A 21,117-nucleotide genomic window follows, 5' to 3' on the forward strand; every position below is an offset into this window, starting at 1 on the left:
TGTTGTTGGGGAATAAATTATTATGTAACAATCAGTTAGCGCAAGCTGTCTTGAGGTGGTAGGCCTCTCAGCATGCCGACGTGATGAAAAGGATTAATGCCAAACAGACAGCTGCGCCGTTTGGTATCAGAACAAGGATTGTTGTATGCGGTCATTATCCGTGAAATGGAAAATAGCCCTGATGGCCGGGCTAGGACTACTGACGACAGTAGTCGTATTAACAGGTCTCTCTTTTTATTTTGCTGCCCAGAACCAGCAGCTCGTCAGCCAGCAGGTTTACTCTTCCCTTAGGGAAAAATCACAACTTGTCGTTCAGGCACAGGCAGAAAAGCAAAGTACCACCGTCCTGCAGTATCTCGACGAGGCGACGCACCGTGCCGAAATGCTGGCCCAAAGTGTGTTGTTCCTCAAGTTTAACGCCGAAGAAAATTACACCAACAGCTCTGAGCTGCGCGGTTCTATTAGCGAGCTTTTGCGCCGTACGGTCAATGAGTTCGATAATATCCATGGGGCGTTCGTGGTGTTCAATCCCGATGCCCTTGATGGTGAAGACAGTAATTATGTCAGTGCCGATTATGTCGGTGCCAATGAACTTGGCCGCTTCGCCCCCTATTGGGCTCAATCACCATCGGGCGACGCCGAGCCGTATATTTTCTCCGAGCAGCAACTGCAGTCACGCCAGCGGCTATGGGCCGAGTGCTTGAACAACTACACAGGTTTGTGTGTCTCCAATCCCCTGGCGGCCGGGTTTGGCCAGCAGCCTCCGGTCGTCAGCACTATCACGGTTCCGCTTGCGGTTGAGGGGGCAGTGATCGGCGTGATGGGGATTGATATTCGGTTATCGCCATTGCTGCCTATGGTACAAACCGTTGACCAAACCTTGTTTGGCGGTGTCGGCAATGTCAGTTTGATCAGCCAGAACAATACGATTGTTGCCTGGGATCAAGACGCGGCCCGGATCGGACAGACGGTGAATCAAGCCGACGGGCTGCCGGCCAATTTGAAACGGTGGCTAGCGGAGCGTAAAGCCCAAGTGCTGTGGACGGCCGATGAGCAATGGCTGTACGCCTATACGCCGGTCCTGCTTGGGCAGATGAGCTGGGGGATCGTTATCCAACTACCGGTTGAACCGATATTGGCCGATGCTATTGCTCTGGATACGGAAATTTCCCAGCAACGTGATCAGTCGGCCTGGATCCAGTCGGCGACAAGCTTGGCGGTGGCTATTGCGGGGCTGCTGCTAGTCGTATTTGCTGCTTCTCGCTTGGTCGCGCCAATTCGCCGTGTTGCCGAGCGGCTGGAAGACATTGCAACCGGGGAGGGGGATCTGACCCAGCGCTTGGATGTCGATCAGAATGACGAAGTCGGCCAGCTTGCCCTGTGGTTCAATCGTTTCTTGGATAAGTTGCAGGTAACAATCGGTGATGTCGTTGTGGCTGTGAATGATGTTGGCACGACTTCGCAACAAGCGGCGGAAGTGGCAAGCGCCACCCGTGATGGTAGCCAGGCGCAGTTTCGCGAAGTGGATATGGTGGCAACGGCCTCTGAGGAGATGGCCCAGACGGCAGAGCAGGTGGTGGGCTTTACCGAGACGGCGGTTGTCGCGGCCGGGCAGGCTGACAGTGCGGTGCGAGATGGCCACCGGGTGATCACTCACTCTGCCCATTCGATGGATAGCCTCGTCGGTCGGATGGAGAGTGCCGTCCCCGTAGCTAAAGACCTTGCAACTAATAGTGAAGATATCAACCAGATCCTCCAGGTGATCGAAGGTATTTCAGAGCAGACGAACTTGCTGGCATTGAATGCCGCGATTGAAGCAGCGCGTGCCGGTGAGCAAGGCCGCGGTTTTGCCGTGGTTGCCGACGAAGTTCGTCAGTTAGCTAGCCGGACACATGACTCGGTCGGGCAGATCCGCACGGTGATCGAAGTGCTGCAGCAGGGGACACGTGATGTGGTGGTTGCTATTGAAGAAGGGAACCAACTCGCGGCGGAGACTTCGTCACAAGTTGGTGAGGCGGTTGTTAGCCTCGGCGAAATCACCGAGGCGGTGGCATCCATCCAGTCGATGAACGAGCAAATCATGCATGCCGCCCAAGAGCAGCAGGCGGTATCGGCCGAGGTGAACCGTAATGTTGCGAACATCCGGGGCCTGAGCTCAAATATCCTTGCGCAGGCCGAGAAGTCGGCCGGGATTGGCGAGCGGTTAGCCGAGCTATCTAAGCATCAGCAATCGCTGGCAGGCCAGTTCAAGGTCTGAGCGCACAACGAGCAACAGCCGTAAATCACAGCACCGGGCAAGAGCCCGGTGTTTGCTATTGAGGAAAGGGGCTATTCAACCGGATACCAGTAGCCCTGGTTAACCAGCAGTGTCAGCAGGGCGATAAAGGCTGGGTGGTCGATAAGCTTGCCCAGCCTATCCTGACAAAGAGATTCTCCATCGCACAGGTACGTTGCCGCGATCCCGCATTCTGGCGGGAGCTCGTAGCTTTCCCCATTGATAAACAGGCGGTGGGACTGCTCTGGATAGTAGAAGGCTCTCAGTCCACCAAGGCGTTTTAGGATCTCACCACTCTCGAGGAACTGGTAGATTTCGGCGGGTTGCCAAGGCGGCTCGGCAGCAATGATATCCAGCTCGTGGCGGCTTTGGCTGAGGTGTTCCCCCATCCAGGTTTTAAGCATTTCTGGGTGGTCCAGCAGGCTGCGCATCATAGCTTCTAAGTCAGAAAACTCGCCGGCCATAATGGCTCCGGGAGTCTTGCGGGCAGGAAGATCAGGATTGTGGTAGTGGTCTTCTCCCACTTCGTTGGCAATAACATAATCAGCAAAGCTGCTGAGTAACTCTTGTTTCTTCGGTGAGCGAAAGCCAATAGAAAAACTCATCGACGTCTCGATGGCATAGCCGTCGTGCGGGAAGCCCGGCGGGATATAGAGGATATCGCCCGGCTCGAGGACATCGTCAAGGATAGGCTCGAAATCTTTGATTTGGCGAAGTGCCGGATGGCCATGCTTTTCTTCGTAGTCTTCTTTTTGGGGCCCTACGCGCCAGCGCCGCTTACCTGAACCTTGTACGATGAAGACATCGTATTGGTCGATGTGCGGGCCGACACCACCGCCAGGAGTGGAGTAACTGATCATAAGATCATCAAACAACCAGTTGGGTAGCCGGAGGAAGGGGGTGACTAGTTGGGCGGCTCCTTCATGCCAGTGGTTAGCGGCCTGTACCACGAAGGACCAGTTATCTTTCGGTACGTTGTCGAAAGTAAGCGGGCCATGTTTGACCTCCCACTCGTCGCCGTGCTTGGCGATATAGCGAGAGTCGACCTCTTCTTCCATGGCAAGGCCTGCCAGCTCGTCGGGGCTGATAGGATCGATAAAATCGCTGAATCCACCTTTGATGATGGTCGGTTTCTTTTGCCAGTATTCGGCAAGGAACGCTTCGAAGGAGAAGGTGAGCTGATACATAGTTTTGCTTTTATACGCTGACAATGATGTTGAGATTATACGCATAAGTATGTCGTGGCAGCGGAATATTTGCGAAAAAGAGCGAGCAGCATAGTTTCGTGAGGTGGGCCCTCATTGGCTAATGCTTAAAGTGATAAGCTGGGTAATTCAATCTGTTACAGCGAAATTGTCGAGAAAGAGAACGAAAATGAAACCTGCACCTATTAAAGAGCTAATCACGTTCGAAGACTTTGAAAAACTGGATATCCGAGTTGGCACGATCACAGCTGTTGCTGAAGTTGAAAAATCGAGGAAGCTGATGAAGCTGACAGTGGATTTTGGCGATCACGTTCGCTCTATCCTTGCCGGGATAAAGCAAGAGCGTGAAAACCCCTTTGAGATTGAAGGCAAGCAAGCCTTGTTCGTGGTGAATTTACCCGAGCAAAAAATGGCCGGTGAGGTTTCTCAGGGGATGCTGTTTGATATTGGCTACGCTGATAAGTTGACACCTTGCCTCGCTGTGCCTGAAACCTCTATTCCAAATGGCAGCCGAGCGGGTTAGAGAGGGCAAAACAAAAAGGCCAGCTGATGCTGGCCTTGATTTTAGCGATATAACCGTGCGATTACAGCAGGTCTGTCAGCTTAACAGCGTCACCGATGTAGTTCGCCGGGGTCATTTCTTTAAGGCGTGCTTTCTCGTGCTCTGGTAGCTCCAGACCATCGATGAAGTTGCGCATGCCTTCGCCGTCAACACGCTTACCGCGAGTTAGCTCTTTTAGCTTCTCGTATGGCTTCTCGATGCCGTAGCGACGCATTACGGTCTGTACCGGCTCGGCCAGTACTTCCCAGTTCTTGTCTAGTTCAGCTTCTAGTGCCGCCTGGTTAACTTCTAGCTTGCTGATGCCTTTCAGAGTCGAGGTGTATGCGATGATCGCATAGCCACAGCCAACACCCAGGTTACGCAGAACCGTTGAGTCAGTCAGGTCACGCTGCCAGCGAGAAACCGGCAGTTTTTGTGCTAGGTGGCTGAAGATTGCGTTCGCTAGGCCAAGGTTACCTTCCGAGTTCTCGAAGTCGATTGGGTTAACTTTGTGCGGCATAGTCGATGAGCCGATCTCACCCGCGATAGTCTTCTGCTTGAAGTGACCCAGAGCGATGTAGCCCCAAACGTCACGGTCGAAGTCAAGAAGGATGGTGTTGAAGCGAGCGATAGCATCGAATAGCTCTGCGATGTAATCGTGCGGCTCAATCTGAGTGGTGTATGGGTTCCAAGTTACGCCAAGAGATTCAGTGATGAACTCTTCGCTGAACTGGTGCCAGTCAACGTCTGGGTAAGCAGACAGGTGCGCGTTGTAGTTGCCTACCGCGCCGTTGATTTTCGCAAGAATTTCAACGTTGGCGATCTGCTGGTACTGGCGTTCCATACGGTATGCAACGTTAGCCATTTCTTTACCCATAGTAGATGGAGAAGCTGGCTGGCCGTGGGTACGAGAAAGAAGCGGTACTTCACGGTATTCGTTGGCAAGGCCTTTGATCGCATCGATAACGTTGCGGATTTCAGGCAGGATCACTTGCTCGCGCGCTTCGTGTAGCATCAAAGCGTGAGAAGTGTTGTTGATATCTTCAGATGTACAGGCGAAGTGAATGAACTCGTTCACTGCGTGTAGCTCTGGTACTTCAGCGACTTTTTCTTTCAGGAAGTATTCAACAGCTTTTACATCGTGGTTAGTGGTGCGCTCAATGGTCTTGATGCGCATTGCATCTTCTTCGCTGAATTCAGCAGCAATGCGGTCTAGGAAGGCATTGGCTTCAGCGCTGAACGCAGGAACTTCCACGATAGCATCAGTAGCGGCAAGTTTCTGTAGCCAGCGGATTTCAACGATTGTGCGGTACTTTAGCAGACCAAATTCACTGAAAATGCTGCGTAGTGCAATCGTTTTACTTCCGTAGCGGCCATCTACTGGGGAAACAGCAGTCAATGCTGACAGTTCCATGTTGCTCTCTCCTGATCAATTAAGGTTTAAACAAGGTGTAACACTCCCCCTTGCAAAAGCGGCACTAGGGGGATGAAAAAGGTGCCAGCTTGGTAGCTGGCACGAAATATTTTGTTAGCAGCGGGCAAGCAGGATTTTCGCCTGCTCGACCATCTGTTTGCGCCCAAAGATAAGGTGGCGGCGTTTGCCACCGACCTGGCGCCATAGCACCGCGGAGCGAATCGCGGCTAGGAGTAGGGCACGCACTTTATGCTGCACACTCTGTTGCTGGAGCTGCGCCGGCGTACCGGTCACTTGGATACGAGGGCCCAGTGGGCTGATAATATCCAAATAGATGCTGGCCAAATTACTGATCATTTGGTCTTCCAGCAGTTCGAAATGATCCGTTTGTCGCTGGGCGGTGCTGATACGGTCAGCCAGCTGCGCCATGCTGTCACGGCGGCTGGCAAGCTTGCGCTCCAGCGCCATTACACTGACCAGGTAGCGGGTGATTTCGTTGCCTGATGGCGTATTGTCAATCTCAGCTGCCAGTGCCTCGAGGCCCATTTTCAAATTGGCTTCGTTGCCAAAAATTTCAATGGTATTCGACGGATTGGTTGCCATGATGCTGTTCAGGCTGGCTTCCAGCGCGTCATGGTCACAATGGCCATCTCGGGCAATCTTTTGAACCAGTTTTACCGCCTGACAAATACCCGCAAAGGCAATCGTCCGGTCATAAACAGTGTGTGCCACGTGCGTCAACTCCCTTAGATACGCTGTTCAATAATACCGCCGCCTAGGCAGACTTCGCCGTCGTAGAATACGGCAGACTGCCCTGGTGTTACCGCAATTTGCGGCTCGTCAAAGATAACCTTGATCGTCTCGTCATCCACCGGGATAACAGTACAAGGGATATCTTGCTGGCGGTAGCGTGTTTTAACCGTGCACTTGAACGGTTCGCGAATAGGCTGGCGGTCAACCCAGTGCAACTGGGCAGCAACCAAGCCGTCTGACTTCAGGCGTGGGTGATCTTTACCCTGGCCGACAATCAGTACGTTACGCTCTACATCTTTATCGACTACGAACCACGGCTCTTCATTACCGTTGCCACCTTTCTGGCCACCAATGTGCAGGCCTTTACGCTGGCCAAGGGTGTGGTACATCAGGCCCTGGTGTTCACCGATGACTTTACCTTCATCGGCGGTTTCAATTTTGCCCGGCTGCGCAGGCAGGTACTTGCTCAAAAACTCCGTGAACTTACGCTCACCGATAAAGCAGATACCTGTTGAGTCTTTCTTCTTCGCAGTGATCAGGCCTTGCTCTTCCGCAATGCGGCGTACTTCTGGCTTCTCCAGTTCACCGACAGGGAACAGGCTGCGGGCGATCTGCTGGTGGCTCAAAGTGTACAGGAAGTAGCTCTGATCTTTGTTGTTATCAACACCGCGCAGCATCTTCGGAAGCTCACCTTCAGCCGTCGGGAAGCTGCGGCGGGTGTAGTGGCCCATTGCAATGTAATCGGCTTCCAGCACTTCGTCTGCGAAGTCCAAAAATGCTTTGAATTTTATTTCTTTGTTACAAAGAATGTCTGGGTTCGGTGTACGGCCTGCTTTGTACTCTGCCAGGAAGTACTCGAACACATTGTCCCAGTACTCAGCCGCAAAGTTGATGGTGTGCAGGGGGATACCCAGTTTGTCACATACAGCTTGTGCGTCAGCGAGATCTTCGGCTGCCGAGCAGTACTCATCGTTGTCGTCTTCTTCCCAGTTTTTCATGAACAGGCCTTCGACCTGGTAGCCCTGTTGAAGAAGAAGGTAAGCTGATACCGAGGAATCTACACCGCCGGACATGCCGACAATGACTTTTTTCTGGCTGTTATCTGACATTTTACTCTTCAGTCGTTAATAAAAGTTAAGAGCGCGATTCTAACAGAAACCATCTGGCCGAAACAGAGCGAGAGCGGAATCACACTTTAATAATTTTACCAACGGCATTTTTTCATTTGCGCAAACGTTTGCTTCTGCTGGCAATGATAGATGAGGGCGAGGCAAAAGTGTAGTGTTTTTAATGTTAAATTCGTAAAAATGCAGCAGGAAAATGTGAAGGGTTTGCCAGCGGTAGAAAACTGCTGGCAAGTTCGTTTAGGAGGCGTCGAGCTTGACCTCTTTCCACTCGCCCGGGGCGAGTCCGCTGACCGTCCAGTCAGCCATCTGGTAGCGGATAAGGCGCAGGGTCGGATAGCCGATGTGGGCGGTCATGCGTCGTACCTGCCGATTGCGCCCTTCCTTGAGGGTAATGGCCAGCCAGGTGGTCGGAATATTTTTCCGCTCGCGAATGGGCGGGGTGCGTTCCCAGACTTCTGGGTTGGTGATGACTTCCACCCCGGCAGGCAGGGTCGGGCCATCCTTGAGCGTCACGCCGCGGCGCAGCTGTTCGAGCTCTTCTTCGCTGGGTGCGCCTTCGACCTGAACCCAGTAGGTTTTAGGCTGTTTCGACTTCGGCTGGGTCAAGCGTGCCTGCAAGATGCCGTCATTGGTGAGCACCAGCAGCCCTTCACTGTCTTTGTCCAGTCGCCCAGCCGGATACACGTCTTTGACTGGCACATAATCAGACAGAGTTTTATCCCCCGGTTCACCGGTAAACTGGGTCAAAACGTTATAAGGTTTGTTAAATAATATGATCTTTGTCGGGCCGCGTGGCCGCCTCGGCTTATTTCGTATTCTTGATGGTCGGCGCTCATTATTGGCACGTTTGGGTTGACGCGAAGAGGTGTTTGGCTTCATAAATAGCGAGTTGTACAAGGGAAAAGTAAATTGACACGCCTATTATACGCGAAAAATACAATGAGTGGCGTATCGATAAAATTTCAAGTATGATTTGCGCGCATCTTACAAAAAGATAACAAATGGACGCTAGGAGATTTAAATGGATAGTAAAGTAGTTGTACCAGCTGAAGGTCAGAAAATCACTCTGGATTCTGAAGGTAAACTGGTTGTTCCTAACAACCCTATCATCCCTTACATCGAAGGTGATGGTATCGGGGTTGACGTAAGCCCTGCGATGATCAAAGTCGTTGATGCCGCTGTCGAGAAAGCCTATGCCGGTGACCGTAAGATTGCCTGGATGGAAATCTACACCGGTGAAAAATCAACGCAAGTATACGGTGAAGATGCTTGGTTACCACAAGAAACCCTTGATTTTATCCGTGACTACAAAGTGGCAATCAAAGGTCCTTTGACGACGCCTGTAGGTGGCGGTATCCGTTCATTGAACGTTGCTCTTCGTCAAGAGCTAGATCTATACATCTGTGCCCGCCCAGTACGCTACTTCGATGGCGTACCAAGCCCACTTAAGCAACCTGAGCTGACTGATATGGTTATCTACCGTGAAAACTCGGAAGATATCTATGCCGGTGTTGAGTTCAAGGCTGGCACTGAAGAAGCTGATAAAGTTATCAAGTTCCTTCAAGACGAAATGGGTGCCACGAAGATCCGCTTCCCACAGCAGTGTGGTGTTGGTATCAAGCCTGTTTCTGAAGAGGGTACCAAGCGCCTCGTACGTGCCGCGCTACAGTACACTATCGACAACGATCGTGACTCGCTAACGCTGGTTCACAAAGGTAACATCATGAAGTTCACCGAAGGTGCCTTCAAAGATTGGGGTTACGAAGTGGCAGCGCAAGAGTTCGGTGCTGAGCTGCTAGACGGCGGCCCATGGATGACGCTGAAGAACCCGAATACGGGCAAAGAAATCATCATCAAAGACAGTATTGCTGATGCGTTCCTACAGCAAATCCTTCTGCGCCCAGCAGAGTATGATGTCATTGCCACTATGAACCTAAACGGTGACTACATCTCTGATGCACTGGCGGCTCAGGTCGGCGGTATCGGTATCGCGCCGGGTGCTAATATCGGTGATGGTGTTGCGCTGTTTGAAGCGACCCACGGTACGGCACCTAAGTATGCCGGCCAAGATAAAGTGAACCCAGGTTCATTGATCCTGTCGGCTGAGATGATGCTGCGTCACCTAGGCTGGACAGAAGCGGCTGACCTTATCATTAGCTCGATGGAAGCGGCTATCAGCAACAAGACGGTAACCTACGACTTCGAGCGCCTAATGGAGGGTGCGACGCTGCGTAAGTGTTCAGAGTTTGCCGATGACATGATTGAGCAGATGTAATTCTGTATCATCATTGCGATAAAGCATAAAAAAAGCCCAGCTCTGCTGGGCTTTTTTGTGTCTTAAATTTGCTGAAAAATGCCTGTTAAACCTCTCATTGTAACGCGTGTGTTAATTGGTGGGGTGTGGGGGGCGATAATTGCTTATGCATAAGTTATGCATTTTGGTTTGGTGGGGGAAAGCGGGCGTTTTGCGCGAGGGTACTTGTGAAATAAATAAAAAAGACGAGCCTTTGCTCGTCTTCAGAAAGAGTCGTATCGTTCAAGCGCGCTATTTTACGGCTTCACCTTCAACAGGAATGATCTCCTTGGCATGGAACCCTTTTGGCCCGGTCTCAACTGTATAGTTGACCTGCTGACCCGCTTTGAGTGTACGGTAACCATCCATCTGAATAGTCGAATAATGGGCGAAAATATCGCCTTCGCCTGTCTCAGGGCAGATAAAACCAAATCCCTTAGCGTTATTAAACCATTTAACTGTACCTGTTGCCATGCTTACATCCTTCTGTGCATTCAAGTTCCATTTTGCATTAGTCTGCCATTTCCTTTTTAACACGACTTGCATACTAATGCTAATTTGATGCAGTCAATATCCACTACAAGTTACACTTTAGTAAAAAGAATTAGGCAGTCAAGCAGGTTGCATAACATTTTGTTAAAATGCGGTGCTGTGTAATATTTTTAGCATCTTTCTGCATGCAATCTCTTTTCTGGCACGTAATTTATGCAGGTGGCTCCTCGCTGCTGCTTGCTCCGTGCAGGGAGAGAAACCGAGGGGAATTGGTCCGGATTGTTGGCTTAGTCATAGTCATCTCTGATTTGCTGGAATACAATGTGTGCATTAGTCTGAATATAGGGATAGGAAAACGGTGGTCGGATAAACCTAGCAAGCATTATTGAGAGATAACTCATTGTTTCTTGGTGGACTATTCCTATCGTACTGGTAAGTTAAGGTTATGAGTAAGTTATACGAATGGATTATTCCCGACTCCGATGTATTGGAAGAAGAGGAAGTCCAGGTCAAACCACCATCGATGTACAAAGTAATTTTGAATAATGATGATTACACACCGATGGATTTTGTGATAGAAGTGTTACAGAAGTTCTTCTCCATGGATCTGGAGAAATCAACACAGTTGATGCTAACTGTGCATTACGAGGGGAAAGCGGTGTGCGGAACCTTTACTGCCGAGGTGGCCGAAACCAAGGTGGCCCAGGTGATGATGTATGCGAGGGAGCATGAACATCCGCTACTGTGTACGATGGAAAAGGCATAGTCTTTTTCCGGCACGCCATAATTGAGTGGTATTTAGGGGAGGTGCCTTATGCTAAACAAAGAACTTGAAGCGAGCTTGAATGCTGCTTTTGCGCGGGCGAGAGAGAAACGTCATGAATTTATGACGGTGGAACATCTGCTGCTGGCATTGCTGGAAAACCCAGCGGCCCAGGAGGCGCTGTTGGCTTGCCGAGCCAATCTCGATACGCTGCGCAAAGAGCTTGATTCGTTTATTGAACAAACGACCCCACTGATCCCAGTGGATGACGAAAGCAGGGAAACTCAGCCTACACTCAGCTTCCAGCGTGTATTACAGCGTGCTGTATTCCACGTTCAATCTTCCGGCCGCAGTGAAGTGACCGGCGCCAATGTTCTGGTCGCCATTTTCAGCGAGCAGGAGTCTCATGCGGCTTACTTACTCAAGAAGAGTGACATCAGCCGTTTGGATGTGGTCAATTTTATTTCACACGGCACTGTTAAAGACAGCGACAACGACGATATCAATGGGTCGGATGTCGGTGGCGAAGAGCCACGCTCAGAGCAGAGTTCTGAAGATAAACTTGAAAACTTTGCCACCAACCTCAACCAGCTTGCCCGTGCGGGTGGGGTTGACCCGCTCATTGGTCGGGATACCGAGCTTGAGCGAACGGTGCAGGTGTTGTGCCGCCGCCGCAAGAACAATCCATTGTTGGTCGGTGAAGCCGGTGTGGGTAAAACCGCGATTGCCGAAGGTCTGGCATGGCGCATTGTTGAAGGCCAGGTGCCAGATGTGATCAAAGATTGCGTGATCTATTCATTGGATATCGGTTCGCTGTTGGCAGGCACCAAGTATCGTGGTGATTTCGAGAAGCGTTTCAAGGCTATCCTGAAACAGCTCGAGAAAGAAGAGCAGGCCATTCTGTTTATCGATGAGATCCACACCATTATCGGTGCCGGAGCTGCCTCCGGTGGCCAGGTCGATGCGGCTAACCTGATCAAACCGTTGTTGAGTAACGGTAAGTTGCGTTGCATGGGCTCGACCACGTATCAGGAGTACAGCAACATTTTCGAGAAAGAGCGTGCCTTGTCACGCCGCTTCCAGAAAATCGATATCATTGAGCCGTCCCTCGACGACACCACCAAGATCCTGATGGGGTTGAAGCCGAAGTACGAAGCGCACCACGAAGTACGCTTCACCAACAAAGCGATCCGTGCCGCTGTTGAACTGTCGGCTAAATATATCAATGAGCGTCATCTTCCGGACAAGGCGATTGATGTCATCGACGAAGCGGGTGCGCGATGTCGTCTGGCTCCAGCCAGCCGCCGCAAGAAGACCGTCAATGTCAGCGATATCGAGGCGATGATTGCCAAGATGGCTCGTATCCCTGAAAAATCAGTTTCTTCGAGTGACCGCGATGTGCTGCAGAAGCTCGACAGCAAACTCAAGATGCTGGTGTTTGGTCAGGATCCGGCGATTGATGTGCTCACCGAGGCGATTAAGCTGAGCCGCGCCGGTCTAGGGGCCGAGAACAAGCCTGTAGGCTCATTCTTGTTTGCCGGTCCGACCGGGGTGGGTAAAACCGAGGTAACGGTCCAGCTAGCCCGTACCCTGGGTATCGAGCTGCTTCGCTTCGATATGTCCGAATACATGGAGCGCCACACGGTGAGCCGCCTGATCGGTGCGCCTCCTGGCTATGTAGGCTATGACCAGGGCGGTTTGCTGACCGATGCCGTTATCAAGCATCCGCATTCGGTGGTACTGCTTGATGAAATCGAGAAAGCCCACCCGGATGTCTTCAACCTGCTGCTGCAGGTGATGGACAACGGTACGCTAACGGACAACAACGGCCGCAAGGCGGACTTCCGCAATGTGATTTTGGTGATGACCACCAACGCCGGTGTGACCGAGACAGTGCGTAAGTCGATCGGTTTGATCCAGCAGGATCACAGCCATGATGCGATGGGCGAAATCAAGCGAGTGTTTACGCCTGAATTCCGTAACCGTCTAGACGGTATCATCTGGTTCAACCATCTTGAGAAAGATGTTATTTCCCAGGTGGTCGACAAGTTCATTGTCGAGCTGCAGGCACAGTTGGATGCCCGCGGCGTGTCAATGGAAGTGTCGTCAAAGGCCCGCGAGTGGCTGGCCAACAAGGGCTATGACAAGGCTATGGGGGCCCGTCCGATGGCCCGCGTGATTCAGGATAACCTGAAAAAACCGATGGCCAACGAGTTGTTGTTCGGTAGTTTGGTCAATGGGGGCTCGGTCCGGGTTGATATCGTCAACGATGAGCTGGACTTCCAGTTCAGCAGCGACCTAGAGCCTGCGCACTAAGCCAAAAAACGCTTTGACCATAAATGAAATAACCGCCTGAGGGCGGTTATTTTTTTGCGTCGGCATGCGGCTTGAGGTACCGCGCGAGAAGGAAAATCGCTTATCGCTTATTAGCTGCGAATAAATGCAGTAAATCCGTGGCGATAGTGGCCGCAGCCAAGGCCGTCATGTCGGCATGATCATAGGCCGGGGCCACTTCGACAACATCCATACCGATCAGGTTGATACCCTGTAAGCCTCGAATGATCTTCAGTGCCTTGTCCGATGTCAGCCCGCCGCATACCGGGGTACCCGTACCCGGTGCAAAGGCGGGATCCAGGCAGTCGATATCGAAGGTGAGGTAAACCGGCATATCGCCAACAGTGTGTTTAACCTTCTCGACAATTTGCTCAACCGACCAGTCGTTGGCGGTGCCGGCATCCAAGACACTGAAGCCGAGTTTGTTGTCATAGTCGGTACGGATCCCGATCTGGATTGAGTGCTGCGGGTCAATCAAGCCTTCGTTTGGGGCATGGTAGAACATGGTACCGTGATCGAACTGGCTACCCATATCATAGGTATCGGTATGGGCATCGAAGTGGATCAGCGCCATTTTGCCGAACGTTTTCGCATGGGCGCGCAGCAGCGGCAGGGTGACGAAGTGGTCACCGCCGAATGTCAGCAAGGATTTGCCGGCTTCAAGCAGTGACGTCGCATGGTTTTCCAGGCGTTCACACATCTGGGCGGCATCACCGCTATCAAAAACCAAATCCCCACAGTCAGCGATGGTAATGGCATCTTTAAGTGCAAACGGCCAAGGCCAGCGTTTGCCTTCCCAGGCAAGGTGGGTAGATACCTGGCGGATTGCGTTCGGGCCCATGCGGCTGCCTGAGCGACCGGTGGTGGCCATATCGAACGGTACACCGGTGATAATGACATCGGCATCGGTGGAGTGTGGTGCAAACTCTAGCGGCTGGCGCAAAAAACCAAAGGCATTGGCCGTCAGCGAATAATCAGGGTGAGTAGCAAGCGTTGCCATAGTCGGCTCCTCGGTTTTCAAAATGGCCACCAGCGTGCTGGTGGCCTTGTTCTGTTATTGGGTGGCTTTATCGGCTGAACCGTGCTCTAAAGCTGGCTTTGGACATCTTCCAAGTAGGTGTAGCCATTTAGCCCTTCTTCGAGCTCGCTCAAGATTGCGCTGTGCTCGTGTTCAGGCAAGTGTTGCTTGACCATCTGTTCGTACTGGGCCAAGAAGTTGGCGGAATCAAGGCGGACGCTGCGTAGGACATCTTTGACGCTGTCGCCGTGCTCGACACGCTCAATCTCATAGCCGCCGTTTGGCTGAGTGCGAACAATCGCGGTATCGGTATCACCGAACAGGTTATGTAAATCGCCCAAGATCTCTTGGTAGGCCCCGACAAGGAAGAACCCCATGCGATAAGGCGATTCATCGCTCCATGCCGGTACCGCCAATGTACTTTCTATGCCTTGGCCTTCAACATATTGCTCAATGGCTCCGTCTGAATCACAGGTAATGTCCAGGATCACTGCGCGGCGCTCTGGCTCCTTGTCGAGGTTGCTCAGCGGCAAAATTGGGAAAATCTGATCGATTCCCCATGCGTCTGGCAATGACTGGAACAGCGAGAAGTTGACAAAGAATTTGTCAGCAAGGCGCTCGTGCAGCTCATCCAGCAGCGGACGGTGGGCCCGGTTTTTCGCCGACAGCATTTTCTCTAGCTCATAGCAGAGTCTCAGGCTGATTTGTTCAGCCCATGCGCGTTCAGTAAAGTTCAGCATGCCAAGGGCAAATTGAGTATGGACTTCAGCCAGATCGCTCTGGTTGTCGTGGTAAATCTCAATCAGCGAACGAGAGTCGGTCAACGTCATCAACTCCTGCCACGAATGCCACATGTTGTGCAGGATCTGCGGTGCCGTTGTCTCCGGCGGGTTAACCGACTCTTGTTTATAGCTTTCTACACCAATCACGTCAGTGATCAGTACCGCATGGTGAGCTGTCAGGTTACGGCCCGACTCGGAGATAATTCTCGGCATCGGGATACTGTACTCTTTACAGATATCACCCAGGGTGTAGACCACATTGTTGGCATACTCACGCAGGCTGTAGTTCATCGAACAACTGCTCTGGCTGCGGGTGCCTTCGTAGTCTACGGCCAAGCCGCCACCGACATCGACGGTGGTGATCCCGGCACCCAGTTTCTTCAGTTCGGCATACACCCGGCCTGCTTCACCGACACCGTTGCGGACATCGCGGATATTGGCAATCTGCGAGCCGAGGTGGAAGTGAAGCAGCTGCAGGCAGTCGAGCATATCGTTGTCGCGAAGCTGATCAACCACTGACAGCACTTGCGATGCCGACAGGCCAAACTTGGATTTCTCGCCACCACTGGCTTGCCATTTGCCCTTGCCTTGTGAGGCCAGGCGGGCACGCAGACCCAGACGCGGCCTTATCCCGAGCTCGATGGCTTCTTGCATGACGGTTTTTAGCTCGGACAGCTTTTCCAGCACAATATACACATCATGGCCGAGCTTTTCGCCGATCAGGGCCAGGCGGATATATTCCCGATCTTTATAACCGTTGCAAACAATCACTGAGCTGGCCTGCTGGGCCATCGCGAGTACCGCCATCAACTCAGGTTTGCTACCGGCTTCCAAACCGAGCTGGCGCTGCTGTTTGGCATACTGGCTAGCGAGTATCTCGCTGACCACCGCTTCTTGCTGGTTTACCTTGATAGGGTAAACCGCCAGATATTCACCTTGGTACTGGTAGTGGTCGATCGCCTGGTTGAATACTGTGCACAGCGTATCGACCCGATGGTGGAGAATATCGGGAAAACGAACCAATACCGGTAAAGATGCGCCTTTGCCTATTAACTGATCCGCTAACTGTGACAGGGCAATGGTGTTAAACGGGTTCTGGCTGTCGGGCCTCGCCACTACCTCACCTTGCGGGTTGATATCAAAGTAGCCTTGTCCCCAATAAGGGATATTGTAAACGTCACGCGCATTTTTAGTCGTCCAATCACTCATTACTTTTTCCTCGGACAGTGATTGGGTACTGACAGTGTATCGACAGCTGTGGCAAGGCCCAGCCTCAAGACTGTAAGCACCAGGTTAGTTAATATTCATCAGGCAGATGTGTGAAGCGCTGGGAATGCAATGGGCCTCAGCACATCATGGTGAATCAAAGGGGGATTAGACGCAGCTAGACAGCGTCCTTTGGCTCCGCCTTTGCGATATTCTTTTTTTACGGCGCTCAAGATGCGGCGACGTGTTCAGCGGTCGGTCTTTGGGATGGATAGTAGCTGCGATGTCGCAAACGTTCACCAGGCTTAATTGCACCAGCGCATCATGCATTGCGATAGGTTTCATTGTCATTCCTAAACGGCCGTGCTGCAGACAGATTTCACGGTATGACAGAGTAAGGTGAGGGCATTTCCCTCGTATACACCTCGTTCGCCGTCGGCCTTCGGGTGCAGGGGGATTAGACAACTGAACGGGGGTTGTGGCAAATAAAATAAATTCGTAGAGGCGATGAGAGAAATTTATCGCACCAAGAAAAGGCGCTGTGGCTGTCTCTTCAGGCCGTAGAAAAAATAAAACCCGGCAATATGCCGGGTTTTATTTGTATTCTGTAATCTTGATTAAAGATTAACGGGCGCGGAAGACGATGCGGCCTTTGGTTAGGTCGTATGGAGTCAGTTCCACAGTTACCTTGTCACCAGTAAGAATACGGATGTAGTTTTTACGCATTTTGCCAGAAATGTGAGCGGTAACAACGTGACCGTTCTCAAGCTCTACGCGGAACATAGTGTTAGGTAGTGTGTCAAGCACAGTACCTTGCATTTCAATTACGTCTTCTTTTGCCATTGAATCCTCTTAGGCTACCAGCCATTCATCTGATCGGGCCGGATAATGCCTTGAAACTGTTTGAGTGTAAAGTTTAGGCCGCAATTTTACATCTGCGAATGTGCTTTGTCAGCTACTCTGATGCATTAATCCGTATTTTATCGTATTTCCCTCAGGCAGTGGTGAAAAATGCAGCTCAGTTTTCATCAAAACGTTGCCATCCATTCGCTGTCAGTTTCTCGCAGGGCCTGAAACGAATTTTATAGTTCATTGCTTGGCACTGGTCTATCTGGTAACCCGGATACAGCCAGCGGCGTCCCGAGCGTTGGCAGTACTGGATCTGATACAGAACACAGAGGGTTCCAAGGGACAGGGTGCTGTCGGGTTCGAAGAAGCTGTACACCGCACTCATGGCATCCTCGAAGACATCGGTTACGGCGATGGCTATCAGCCTTTCATCCTGGTAGACATGCAGGAACAGGGTATCCATCCACGGGGCGGTGCAAAACTCAAAGAATTGTGCCTTGTTGGGAGGGTACATACTGCCATCGGCATGGCGCTGGGTAATATAGCGGGCGTAAAGCGGGTACCAGTCTGGATCCAGCTTGGTCTTGAACTCCCACCGAAGCCGGGCCATCTGGTTGAGCTGGCGCTTTTGGCTTTTAGAGGGACGAAACGCGGGGCAGTCAACCCGCAGCGGGACGCATGCGTTGCATTGTTGGCACATTGGCTTGTAAACGGCACTGCCACTGCGGCGGTAGCCTGATGCCAGCAGCACACTGTAGCCTGCCGGGGCCAGCCAGTGGTGATCCATTACCACGCCAAGTTGCTCGATTTGCTCCGGGAGGTAGCTACACGACGATTCTGGCGTTAGTCCGATGCGCAGCGGGAGCTTGTTAATACTGGTCATGACGGTGAGAAGGTTAACTCCTGGCTGTGGTAACATTCTTCACTCAGTATGGCATCTCTTTGCTGCTGGAGGAAACGAGTAAACAGGCTTCGTTCCATTTCGGCGGCCCCCAAGGAGGAGAGGTGATCATTCATCATCTGGCAGTCGATGAGCTGGCCGCCATGAGCGCTGAAGTGTTGGCAAAACAGCCAAAGGGCGATCTTGGAGGCATTGTCAGCCAGTGAGAACATGGATTCACCACAGAAGATACCGCCGACACTGATACCATAAAGCCCTCCGACGAGCTTGCCTTGCTGCCACACTTCTACGGAATGGCAGTACCCGAGGTCATGCAGATGCTGGTAGGCGTGGATCATTTCAGGAGTGATCCAGGTCTCTTCTGCTTTGCGGGTGGTGGCGCAGAGCTCGATAATGTCATGGCAAGCGTGGTTCAATGTGACCCGGTAGTCAGATTTTCGGTAGAATTTGCGTAAGCTCTTACTGGGTTGGAACTGATCGGGCAGGAAAACGGCCCTTGGTGCCGGGCTCCACCACAGCAGCGGCTCGCCCTCGGAAAACCATGGGAAAATACCCTGTCGGTATGCACTGACAAGGCGTTCGGGGCGCAGATCACCCCCAAAGGCCAGTAGGCCGTTTGGGTCGGCCAGTGCTGTTTCAGGAGCAGGGAAGTCAGTATTGACCGGATCAAGTTCCGGAAGATAAATTGCCATAATTACACTAAATGTAGCTGATATCTCCCAAGTAGTTCGAAGTTACTGGGGGAGAGCCTAGGGTTGCCGGGAAAGAGGATTATATGATGAGAAAATGGTTAGTGTTATTGTTAATTTTACCCTTGGCACTTTCTGCGGCGCCTTACAACAGGAATCAGGCTCGGACGGTGAATCAAGTGGTGTTTGGTGCGGTCGACAGTGTTCGCTATATTACCCACCAGGATGTGATTGACTCGCAACGCAATGGCTGGGAAACCTTGCTTGGTGGTGTTATCGGTGGTTTGATCGGCAACCAGTTTGGTGATGGCTCCGGGCGGGAGGTCGCGACGGCGGTTGGTGCCGTCGCAGGGATGGGGATAGCTCACAACCGCCAGCCGACACGGCAAATTGTCCAGTACCGCTTGGTGGAACTGCTCATCAGGGCAGAAGATGGCACCTTGATTGATGTCATCCAGGATGTTGACGCGAGCATGCTGTTCCAACCCGAAGACAAGGTGAGGATCCTGTATTTCGATAACGGGGTGCGAGTGGATAAGACCTATCCGTGAGGGTGGGAGATAGACGCAGGTAGAAAAAAAGCGTGATGGCAGCACCATCACGCTTCGTTCGTTGTGCGCCGAGCATGGCGTTGTTCTAGGAGGTGAAAGTCCTCTACGGGCTCAGTCGAGCGAGAACCGTTAGCCTATGCAAGGGTGCCCACCGTGAGGCGGGATCTGAAGGAAGCAAATGGCAAAACTTGGCCGTGACGAACAGAAATCTGATAGTAGGCCAGTACAACTTGGGTAACCTAGCAACATATAGAATAGCCCAATGCCTCGACGGGAAGTGTGTACGGGTAAATCAGGCACAGCCAAGGGAAAGAACAACGTCTTACCTCGGGAGATCTTATTACCTGTCTCGGGCGAGACTAATGCAGCAGTGATGCTGTGTGATGGGAAATAAGAAGTCAGCAGAAGGCATAGTACCTTGGGGAAGTACAACCCAAGGGAAGGCCGGAACTGAATATATCAAGAAGCAGTCACTAGACACTCAATCATGTGGAGTCATAGCAAGATGATCAAAATCTCTACGTACCAATGGGCAACACCGCAAGTGACGCTCATGGCCACGAAGAATGACAAGCATGATCGGCGTAGACAGGAGGACGAGTCTTGGTGACCTCAACTCAGTTGATGGAGCAGATCTGTTCATCAACGAATCTGAACCAAGCCCTGAGAAGAGTGAAGAAGAACAAAGGGTGTGCTGGTGTCGATAAACTCGATATAACAGCGACTATCTCGATGCTTCGGCAGTCTTCAAATGGGCAAGCGCTCCGCCAGAGCCTTCTGGATGGGAGCTATCAACCCCAACCTGTTCTGGGTGTAGAAATCCCTAAACCTAGCGGGGGAGTTAGGCAACTAGGTATCCCAACAGTACTTGATAGGATAGTCCAACAGGCTATCACCTCAGTACTGACAGATATCTATGAACCGAAGTTCTCCCACAGTAGTTACGGGTTCAGGCCCAACCGTAGTGCCCACCATGCATTGGCGGCAGCAAGCCACTACATCAGGGAGGGGCGGGGTTATGTAGTCGACATTGACCTAGCGAAATACTTCGATACCGTGAACCACGATAGACTGATGCACAGGCTATCGGAGGATATCACGGACAAACGGGTACTGAAGCTGGTCAGGTCATACCTACAGGCAGGCATAATGCGAAACGGGTTAGCCGAGCAGAGGCAACGAGGGACACCACAGGGTGGACCATTATCTCCGCTGCTATCAAATATCGTATTAGATGAGTTGGATAAAGAGCTTGAGCGAAGAGGGCATAAGTTCTGCCGATATGCAGATGACTGCCAAATCTACGTGGGCAGTGAGGAAGCCGCGAACCGAGTAAAAGCCTCAATAACGGAGTTCTTGGAGCAGAAACTGAAACTCACGGTCAACCGTGAGAAAAGTGCGGCAACAAGAGTGACAGAGCGGACTTACCTAGGCCATCGCTTCCAACGAGGTGGAATTATCCATATCTCGAAGAGAGCACAAACTCATATGAAGAAGCGAGTGCGTCAAATAACGAAGCGGAATCGAGGGCGAGAGTTGAAGACAGTAATAGTCGAACTCACTCAATACCTAAGAGGATGGCAACACTACTTCAAGCTTGCCATACGGAAAAGCGCGATGCAGCGCTTAGATGAATGGATAAGGCGGCGCCTACGGTGCTATCGACTCAAGCAGCGCAAACGCAGACACAGTATAGCGTCATGGTTACGCCAAGAGGGCGTAAGCGAACGCAATGCGTGGAAGCTAGCGATGTCAGAGAAAGGATGGTGGCACTTGGCTTTATCGCCACAGCTCAATCAGGCCATGCCAACGAAACGGTTCAAGGAGATGGGCATGTACTCATTGCGAGATGGGTACGAGTCACTGAAAATATATTCGGAACCGCCGTATGCGACCCACGCTTGTACGGTGGTGTGAGAGGACG

General features: G+C 51.9%; 18 protein-coding genes. 7 read left to right on the top strand and 11 right to left on the bottom strand.

The annotated features are described in order from the left end of the window. Positions 1-145: 145 nt before the first annotated feature. Entirely contained in the window at positions 146-2,257 is a 2,112-nt protein-coding gene (locus tag PTW35_RS05680; RefSeq protein WP_281026873.1) for a methyl-accepting chemotaxis protein, read from the top strand. Between the two features lie 71 nt (positions 2,258-2,328). Here PTW35_RS05680 and PTW35_RS05685 read toward each other — a convergent pair whose 3' ends face one another. Then, positions 2,329-3,462: a cupin domain-containing protein gene (locus PTW35_RS05685; protein WP_281026874.1), complete on the bottom strand. Its 1,134-nt coding sequence runs from the start codon at positions 3,460-3,462 to the stop codon at positions 2,329-2,331. 187 nt (positions 3,463-3,649) lie between these two features. On the opposite strand from PTW35_RS05685, the gene PTW35_RS05690 reads away from it, so the two are divergent. Next, positions 3,650-4,003 (top strand): tRNA-binding protein, encoded by a 354-nt coding sequence (locus PTW35_RS05690; protein ID WP_281026875.1) that lies wholly within the window; start codon positions 3,650-3,652, stop codon positions 4,001-4,003. Between the two features lie 61 nt (positions 4,004-4,064). Here the strand turns inward: PTW35_RS05690 and purB are convergent, their stop codons facing one another. The 4 genes from purB to PTW35_RS05710 form a co-directional block, all read right to left on the bottom strand. Then, on the bottom strand, positions 4,065-5,435 hold the full coding sequence (gene purB / locus PTW35_RS05695) for an adenylosuccinate lyase (protein ID WP_281026876.1): 1,371 nt from the start codon (positions 5,433-5,435) through the stop codon (positions 4,065-4,067). Positions 5,436-5,549: 114 nt separating this feature from the next. Next, entirely contained in the window at positions 5,550-6,167 is a 618-nt protein-coding gene (hflD, locus tag PTW35_RS05700; RefSeq protein ID WP_281026877.1) for a high frequency lysogenization protein HflD, read from the bottom strand. Positions 6,168-6,181: 14 nt separating this feature from the next. Further along, positions 6,182-7,297: a tRNA 2-thiouridine(34) synthase MnmA gene (mnmA, locus tag PTW35_RS05705; RefSeq protein WP_281026878.1), complete on the bottom strand. Its 1,116-nt coding sequence runs from the start codon at positions 7,295-7,297 to the stop codon at positions 6,182-6,184. A 255-nt stretch (positions 7,298-7,552) separates the two neighbouring features. Continuing rightward, positions 7,553-8,194 carry a pseudouridine synthase gene (locus PTW35_RS05710; protein WP_281026879.1) on the bottom strand — a complete coding sequence of 214 codons (642 nt, stop codon included), beginning with the start codon at positions 8,192-8,194 and terminating at the stop codon, positions 7,553-7,555. Between the two features lie 142 nt (positions 8,195-8,336). Here PTW35_RS05710 and icd point away from each other — a divergent pair, with 142 nt between their 5' ends. Then, on the top strand, positions 8,337-9,590 hold the full coding sequence (gene icd, locus PTW35_RS05715) for an NADP-dependent isocitrate dehydrogenase (RefSeq protein WP_281026880.1): 1,254 nt from the start codon (positions 8,337-8,339) through the stop codon (positions 9,588-9,590). A gap of 270 nt (positions 9,591-9,860) precedes the next feature. Here the strand turns inward: icd and cspD are convergent, their stop codons facing one another. Continuing rightward, positions 9,861-10,082 carry a cold shock domain-containing protein CspD gene (gene cspD / locus PTW35_RS05720; protein WP_107298673.1) on the bottom strand — a complete coding sequence of 74 codons (222 nt, stop codon included), beginning with the start codon at positions 10,080-10,082 and terminating at the stop codon, positions 9,861-9,863. 463 nt (positions 10,083-10,545) lie between these two features. On the opposite strand from cspD, the gene clpS reads away from it, so the two are divergent. Both clpS and clpA read left to right on the top strand, forming a co-directional pair. Further along, complete coding sequence (gene clpS, locus PTW35_RS05725) at positions 10,546-10,866, top strand: ATP-dependent Clp protease adapter ClpS (protein ID WP_039459836.1); 321 nt, start codon at positions 10,546-10,548, stop codon at positions 10,864-10,866. Between the two features lie 48 nt (positions 10,867-10,914). Further along, positions 10,915-13,179 (top strand): ATP-dependent Clp protease ATP-binding subunit ClpA, encoded by a 2,265-nt coding sequence (gene clpA / locus PTW35_RS05730; protein ID WP_281026881.1) that lies wholly within the window; start codon positions 10,915-10,917, stop codon positions 13,177-13,179. A 100-nt stretch (positions 13,180-13,279) separates the two neighbouring features. Here the strand turns inward: clpA and speB are convergent, their stop codons facing one another. The 5 genes from speB to aat form a co-directional block, all read right to left on the bottom strand. Further along, positions 13,280-14,197, bottom strand: a complete 918-nt coding sequence (gene speB / locus PTW35_RS05735) for an agmatinase (RefSeq protein ID WP_044622916.1) — start codon at positions 14,195-14,197, stop codon at positions 13,280-13,282. Positions 14,198-14,283: 86 nt separating this feature from the next. Further along, positions 14,284-16,206, bottom strand: coding sequence for a biosynthetic arginine decarboxylase (gene speA / locus PTW35_RS05740; protein WP_281026882.1), 1,923 nt, complete (start codon positions 16,204-16,206; stop codon positions 14,284-14,286). A gap of 621 nt (positions 16,207-16,827) precedes the next feature. Then, entirely contained in the window at positions 16,828-17,046 is a 219-nt protein-coding gene (infA, locus tag PTW35_RS05745; protein ID WP_005298441.1) for a translation initiation factor IF-1, read from the bottom strand. A gap of 175 nt (positions 17,047-17,221) precedes the next feature. After that, on the bottom strand, positions 17,222-17,926 hold the full coding sequence (locus PTW35_RS05750; RefSeq protein ID WP_281027447.1) for an arginyltransferase: 705 nt from the start codon (positions 17,924-17,926) through the stop codon (positions 17,222-17,224). Positions 17,927-17,931: 5 nt separating this feature from the next. Further along, on the bottom strand, positions 17,932-18,645 hold the full coding sequence (aat, locus tag PTW35_RS05755; protein ID WP_281026883.1) for a leucyl/phenylalanyl-tRNA--protein transferase: 714 nt from the start codon (positions 18,643-18,645) through the stop codon (positions 17,932-17,934). An 86-nt stretch (positions 18,646-18,731) separates the two neighbouring features. On the opposite strand from aat, the gene PTW35_RS05760 reads away from it, so the two are divergent. Both PTW35_RS05760 and ltrA read left to right on the top strand, forming a co-directional pair. Continuing rightward, positions 18,732-19,193 (top strand): glycine zipper 2TM domain-containing protein, encoded by a 462-nt coding sequence (locus PTW35_RS05760; protein ID WP_281027448.1) that lies wholly within the window; start codon positions 18,732-18,734, stop codon positions 19,191-19,193. Positions 19,194-19,817: 624 nt separating this feature from the next. After that, a complete protein-coding gene (ltrA, locus tag PTW35_RS05765; RefSeq protein ID WP_348637736.1) occupies positions 19,818-21,110 on the top strand; it encodes a group II intron reverse transcriptase/maturase in 1,293 nt (430 codons plus the stop codon). Positions 21,111-21,117: the final 7 nt, after the last annotated feature.

Origin of the sequence: Photobacterium sp. DA100, assembly GCF_029223585.1 — a bacterium.
GTDB lineage: Bacteria > Pseudomonadota > Gammaproteobacteria > Enterobacterales > Vibrionaceae > Photobacterium.